Raw genomic sequence first — 6402 nt, 5'->3', positions numbered from 1 at the left:
CGTCTACGAAGACCGCAAAGTCGAAGCCCGCGCCAACGACCACCTGACCGTGGGCGTGAACCAGCACATCAAGATCGGCACCGGGCAATTCATCGACGCGGGGCAGGAAATTCACCTGAGCAGTGGCATGAAAGTGGTGCTGGAGGCTGGGGCTGAGCTGACGCTGGTCGGTGGGGGCAGCTTCATCAAGATCGATGGCGGCGGCGTGACCATGAGTGGGCCGGCGATCAACATCAACTCCGGTGGTGGACCGGGCAGCGGCACCGGCGCCGCCCCGTTGATGCCGGGGCCGTTGAAGCAGGCGGATACGGACAAGGCCGGGAAGTTGTTGGTGCCGGCCATGCTCAATCCGTTTGTACGAAAAAGCATGCAAGGCCTTCCCCTTGTTCCTGTCTGCGGAAAGCAATCCAACGGCGCTTGCTCACGAGAGGTTTGCCCATGTCTGCATGGCTGAGTCAATTCCTTGAACTACCAGTAGCCGCAGCGCCTTCGAGCAGCGGTGGAAGCCGTTCTCTGTATTGCATTATCGACAGTGTCCGCCAGCCCCACGCCCTCGAGCAGCTCTATCAGCAATCCGACCTGAACGGAGTGGAAAAACTGTTTCAGGACACGCCTTTTGCTGAAATGAATGATGTCAGCCCGCTTTGGCTTCAATTGAAACCGGGAAGCGCCGCAGCAACCAAGGCCATTGAACTGTGCCGGGAGAATCGTTCAGGCATGCTTCTGACCTCCAGCGATACACCGGAAAACTCCTTACTGCATGCCCGTCGTCTGTTGCGAATGAACTCCCAATCCTACGGAGACTCTCTGGCGCGGTTCTACGACCCGGCTTTCTGGAGCGCATTAGCAATGACCGCCCCCGCACAGGCTCTCTACGGCCCATGGGAAAGTGTCCATACGCCGCCGGCTCATGTCGAAGATCAGAAATGGCGAACCTGGGAACGACCACACGACGCCAACGGCGCGAAAGATGAGCTCAGGTATCCCCTGCAATTGCACGACGACACGCTTGCCGCGTTCGATGAAATCCGCTGGTGGTATTGGATCAGGTCCCGGGAGGCTGAATCAGCCAATGGGTTGCCCGACAGTGAACTACCTGTGGTGTCGGAAAATTTGCAGTTACTGGTAGATCACGGCATTGACGAGGGGCGGCATCTTGAGCGCTTGCTGCCGCAACTGAGGCAGAGCCCTTTACAAGAACGCACCGACGCCATGAACGTGCTGAGCAGCGAGATGCCGGCATTCGAGAAAGTACAACGACTGGAAGTCTGAGATGACAGGTACGTCCGAACAAACAACCCCGCAAGAGCCCACACCAGTCGTTATACCGGCGGATCCGCCAAAGGCGCCCGTTGATGCCGAGACGTTCTGCAAGGACAAGAAGCCAGGTTGCAGCAGTAGCTACGACGACATCATCTACGTCACCGGCCAGCGCCGATTCTGGCTGCTGCCCAAGCGCACGTCGGAAAAGCTGAAGGAAAGCGTCAGCCTGCTCAAACAGAAGACCGTCGACGCAGACAAAGCCACTCGCATGAGCAACATCGCCGATGCCGGATTGATGGAGTACTTCCTCACACCGGGGCCCGAAGCCTTTCTCGAAGGCGAGCAACGTAGCAGTTACCTGGAGTCGAAGTCGGCAATCCCCGAAGACACTACCAAAAAAGCCCAATGCCGTAAGGATTGGGAGGCGGCAAAAGCCAAAGGTGACAACGACGCTACGATGCATGCCGAGCGCGAGATGTTCCACGCCGGACAACGCATCGAGAAAAACCAGAAAAACATGGAAACCCTCGAAAAAGTATCCGACGCGAAAGCAAAAACGTTGGGGTACAAACGAGAAAATGGGATCTTCTATACCCCGCGTGCGCTAAAGGCTCGTGACGCCATCGACAAGTACATTGAAGAGCGTGACAAGGCCAAAGCCCATGGCTACAAAATGTTCGACCCAGGCACCAAGAAAATCGCTTCCGCCTGGGAGCACTTGAAAGACTACAAGGCGCTATACAAAAAACTGATTGAAACCGGTGAAGTCGATAGGAAGGCGTTGAGGGGTGTACAACTCAACATCCTTGCGTTGAAAGACTTGATGTCCAAGTACATCAACTCCATCGTGGAACTCGCTGAATGCGGGATCGCGGTTCCCGAGTTCGCCCTCAGCCCCGACGACCAGTATGCGGGTACAGAAGACTTCCAAGCCTTCGTAGAGCTGACCACCAAGCGAGATGAACTCGAAAAAAAAATTGAAGACCGCTATTCCCAGTGGGTCTCGGCCACTGGAGGCAAATCCGCGCCACCCGGCGTGCTCTTCGCCAAGTTGAGAGATCAGTGGTACGAGCTGAATACCGAAGCAGAGCGGATTCAGACGACCGCCGAAGCCCGCGTGCGGGAAATCCGGCCCCCTCGCATGTTTCTCTGGGAACCCGAAACCTATAAGCCAAAACCGATTGAGCGCCTTGCCAAGACCAACATTCCTTTGCGCGAACTCAGCAGCGCGTCGTCGACAACGATCCTGAACCACATCAGCCTCAAGCACTTGGCTCAGGTCAGCGGCAATGCATTCAAGGGGCAACTGAAAGAGCTTGCCACCAGCTTGCCCAAGTCAATCGCCAAAGAGGCCGACGACGATCGTGTTTTCAGTGACTGGCTCAATCAGGAGGGCGCACTTCAATTCGATGAAAAAGGTCCGTGGTTCGACGAGCATGGCTTGTTCGTGCCCGACAAATTCTTCGCTGCGCTGGAGGCCAAAGGCTACAGAGTTGAAAGCATCAAGGCTGAAGACAAGCGCAAACGTTGGGGTGAAAACCTCAAAGCGATGGTGTTCGAAGACAAACAGCTTCGTAATCTCATGCTTTTTGACAACAGCCCGCAGGCCCAACTGGTCAGATGCTTACTCCCAGAAGGCGCCAACCTGCTGACAGAAGTCAAAATGGAAGGCCCCACCTGGAAAAATGGCGCCCCGCAAATTGCCAACGTTGAAGTCGCTCTGGATGTAACCGCATGGCGCGGAGAAGTGACCCTGCTGAAGGTCGAGTTGCCAAAACGGGTCAAGGCTGAACCCTGGACCGCCAAATACAAGGCTCACGATGGCAGTATCCGCAGCGTCAATTTCGGCAAGTTGTCTTTGGATCTGGAAGCCAAGGCCTGGGGCTTCGCCGGCGCCAGCCTGATGCTGTCACGCGATCTGTCTTTGGATCAAAAAACCGGTTACACCAGCCTTGTTGGCGTGGACGTTGCCGAGAAAACCGGCGAGGTGGGCAAGTACGAAGTGTTTGCTGGCGCTCAGGCTGGATGCAAGGTGACGGGCAAATTGTTCTGGTGCCCGCCTCCCGGCGTTCTCCCGCCTGCGCCAGTGCCGAACCGTCTGGCAGCCAACCAATGGCGCCCGTTGGCAAAACTGGAAGTCGAAATGGCGGTGGCGGTCGGTGCCGGTATTTCGGGAGACCTGAACCTGCGAGTGCACGACGGACGTCTTTTGCTGTCGATCAAAGGCGCGCTCGTTTGGGGCGCTGGGGTCAAAGGCTATTTGACCTTTGAGGTCGGATACGAAAGCATCGTAGCCCTGACGGAACTGGTGCGACAGGAAATGGCCGCGAACCAATACAAGGATCTGGAGTGGGTGGAAACCGAAGCCTTGGCCTACGTGAAAAAACTGAGCTTCCTCGGCGCCACGGGAATTGATGTGGCGTTTGCGTATGTGCGTGGGTATGCAATTGTTAAAGAGATTTTTGATGCTCTTACTGCGGGGGATCGTGGGGGGCAGATTGCTTATACGCTCGGTAGAAATGAAAATAGGCAAGAAATGCAGGATTGGGTTTACAACCTGCAGCCACAGGCTTTTGGGCCACTTTTGCTGGCATTGAGTGCCCCACCAAAACCATTTACCGTTGAAGAAGATTCAAAGGAAGAACAGAGCTTCAATGAAGACCAAGCACACCTGTTGCAGCAACAGGCAATTGAACGATGCCTAGGGTGGATATCTAGTAAGCCTGATGCAAATCAACAGTTTGAAGAAGCAATTATCTGCATGAATCGAGACGGTGCACGACCTGGCCAAGCTGGGCTCGCATACTGTAAAAACAAAGCAAAACTTGATTTGTTCATGGCCGAGCGAGTACTTGGACTCACCGAAACCAACAATGTAATGCGAGCCAGATACAAAGATCGGGTATCGAAGCTCGGACTTCGTTTAAATAAACATTGCGACTATAGCACCGTATATAAAGGGCCTGCTTTCGCGCCAGTCCAAGGTATAAACGTCACTTATAAAGGACCAAACATTGATTAAGCGAGCTACTTTAGGCTGTCTAATTTTAATGTTCCTATCCTGTGCTTCTGCCGGACAGTTGACAGAAACTCAGACGGCAGCCAGAAATAAGGGTATTGCTCTTTACCAACAAAGCGCATGGACTTCCTCACAACCATTTTTAAAAACCGCCGCTGAAGCTGGCGACCGTAACGCTCAGTATTTTTTAGGCGAGGCGATACGACTGAGTAATCGTTACATGACGGACGAAGCCAAAAAATGGTATGAGGCCGCCGCCGAGCAGGGCGACCTTTACGCCATGCTACGTCTCAGCAATAAAAATGATCTGTGCACGGTATTGGAAGAGTGCACAGGTAAAAATAGTGAAGAATGGAGGGCGCATGCGATAAAAGTCGCTCGTGAGCGTGCAGACAAAGGTGACACAGAGGCAATGATCGTGCTGTTTACGGCCAAACAAGGATTGGAATGGCTAGAAAGGGCTGCGGAATCTGGTGATAGCTATGCTCAGCAATTACTCGCCAGTGCCTATAAAAGAGGACAGGGCTGGTTCCTGATTCCAGGCAGTCGCGAGAAAGCAATAGAAAAGTGGTTTAAAGCATCGGCTGAAGGCGGCTACCCTCCGGGCATGTACCTCTATGCAAACTATCTGTATGAACACAATGGAAGCAAAGAGGAAGTAGGACGTTGGCTTAAAAAAACGGCCGAATCCGGTCATATTGAGGCACTAGGAGGGTACGCCTTAAACATCGCACACTTACCAGATAGTTATGGATTCCCTCTAGACTTAGTTAAAGCCTACGGATTTACATATTTAATATCAAACCTTAAAGGTGGGGCGACTTCTCCTGAAGAGGCAAGACTCAACCTTCCAGAAATAGCAAAAAAAATGCAACCCAAGGAAATTGAACTTGGAATTTCCTTTGCAAAGGAATGGGAAAAAACACACCCGCCACTCTCCTATTTCGATCCTATATACGGCTATTAAGACCTAGCAAACACAAGAAAGGCCAGCGCCCCCCCTAAAGCTGGCCATTTTCAAAAAGCAATATACTCCCAACAGAAAAAGAGGTGACAGATTTAACTTTGATTCAGAAAATTCTCGCCATAATTTCATGCTCAATTTTATTTCCCGACTCAGTTTTTGCCAAACTAACTACTGAGCAAGAGGCCGCAAAAGAAAAAGGCATTTTACTTCACCAACAAAGTGACTGGTACGACTCCCAACCGCTACTCAAAATTGCGGCAGAGAGTGGAGATAGTGTTGCACAGTACTATCTAGGAGAAGCCATTCGTCTTAGTAAACGCTACATAACAGAAGACGCAAAGAAATGGTACGAGGCAGCAGCCAGCCAAGGTGACCTTTACGCAATGCTACGTCTAAGCAATACAGATGATCTATGTAAAGAAATGGGTAGCTGTGCCGGGAAAAGTGGTGAAGAGTGGCGAGAGCATGCTTTGAGGATTGCAAAAGAACGTGCCGAAAAAGGTGATTCTGAAGCAATGACTGTTTTATTCACAGCGAAGCAAGGTTTGGAGTGGCTGGAAAGAGCGGCAAACGCTGGTAACGGGTTTGCCCAGAAAGTCCTTGCAGGGGTTTACCAAGACGGTGGCGGATGGTTCCTGACTCCAGGTAGTCGCGAGAAAGCTGTTGAGAAATGGTTTAAAGCCTCAGCCGAGAGTGGTTATGCGCCTGGCATGTATCTTTATGCAAACTTCTTGTATGAACACAACGCAAGTAAAGAAGAAGTTGGATACTGGATTGAGAAGGCTGCTGAGATGGGCCATATCGATGCTGCGGGTGGGTATGCTTTGACGGTAGCCCATCTTCCTGACAGCTACGGTTTTCCATTGGATTTAGTGAAAGCTTACGGAATAACCTACCTTATCTCGAAACTAGAGGGTGGTGGAGTCGCTCCGGAAGATGCTCGCAGAAGCCTCCCAGAAATAGCAGAAAAAATGACTCCAGAAGAAATTAACAAAGGAATTTCTTTCGCAAGAGAGTGGGAAACAGAGCATCCTGCTCTATCTTATTTTTTCCCACCTTACGGCTACTGAAGTATGGGTTACAGATTTATTTGCTCAGCCCCTCCACGGAGCACTGGGCGAAACCCAGTGCCGCACTGGTGAAAGCCAATAAG

The 6402-nt window shown here is 52.1% G+C and carries 4 protein-coding genes and 1 pseudogene; all 5 read left to right on the top strand.

Annotated elements, in window-relative coordinates:
* A pseudogene (locus tag CAF77_RS13570) lies at positions 1-454 on the top strand (type VI secretion system tip protein VgrG); the annotation flags it as partial.
* Positions 439-1272: a DUF4123 domain-containing protein gene (locus CAF77_RS13565; protein ID WP_064382393.1), complete on the top strand. Its 834-nt coding sequence runs from the start codon at positions 439-441 to the stop codon at positions 1270-1272. The pseudogene CAF77_RS13570 and the gene CAF77_RS13565, both read left to right, overlap by 16 nt.
* 1 nt (position 1273) lies before the next feature.
* Complete coding sequence (locus tag CAF77_RS13560; RefSeq protein ID WP_064382394.1) at positions 1274-4285, top strand: type II toxin-antitoxin system RelE/ParE family toxin; 3012 nt, start codon at positions 1274-1276, stop codon at positions 4283-4285.
* A complete protein-coding gene (locus CAF77_RS13555; protein WP_064382395.1) occupies positions 4278-5249 on the top strand; it encodes a tetratricopeptide repeat protein in 972 nt (323 codons plus the stop codon). Before CAF77_RS13560 ends, CAF77_RS13555 begins: the two co-directional genes overlap by 8 nt.
* 83 nt (positions 5250-5332) lie before the next feature.
* Positions 5333-6319, top strand: coding sequence for a tetratricopeptide repeat protein (locus tag CAF77_RS13550; RefSeq protein WP_223290637.1), 987 nt, complete (start codon positions 5333-5335; stop codon positions 6317-6319).
* Positions 6320-6402: the final 83 nt, after the last annotated feature.

It is taken from the genome of Pseudomonas sp. R15(2017) (genome assembly GCF_002112685.1).
Taxonomy (GTDB): domain Bacteria; phylum Pseudomonadota; class Gammaproteobacteria; order Pseudomonadales; family Pseudomonadaceae; genus Aquipseudomonas; species Aquipseudomonas glycinae.
Note: the sequence above shows the minus strand (reverse complement) of the source record. Positions and strands in the feature narration are given on the sequence as shown.

Coding starts and splice junctions, on each gene's coding strand:
- CAF77_RS13560 (WP_064382394.1), top strand. CDS start 1,274: ATGACAGGTACGTCCGAACAAACAACCCCGCAAGAGCCCACACCAGTC.
- CAF77_RS13565 (WP_064382393.1), top strand. CDS start 439: ATGTCTGCATGGCTGAGTCAATTCCTTGAACTACCAGTAGCCGCAGCG.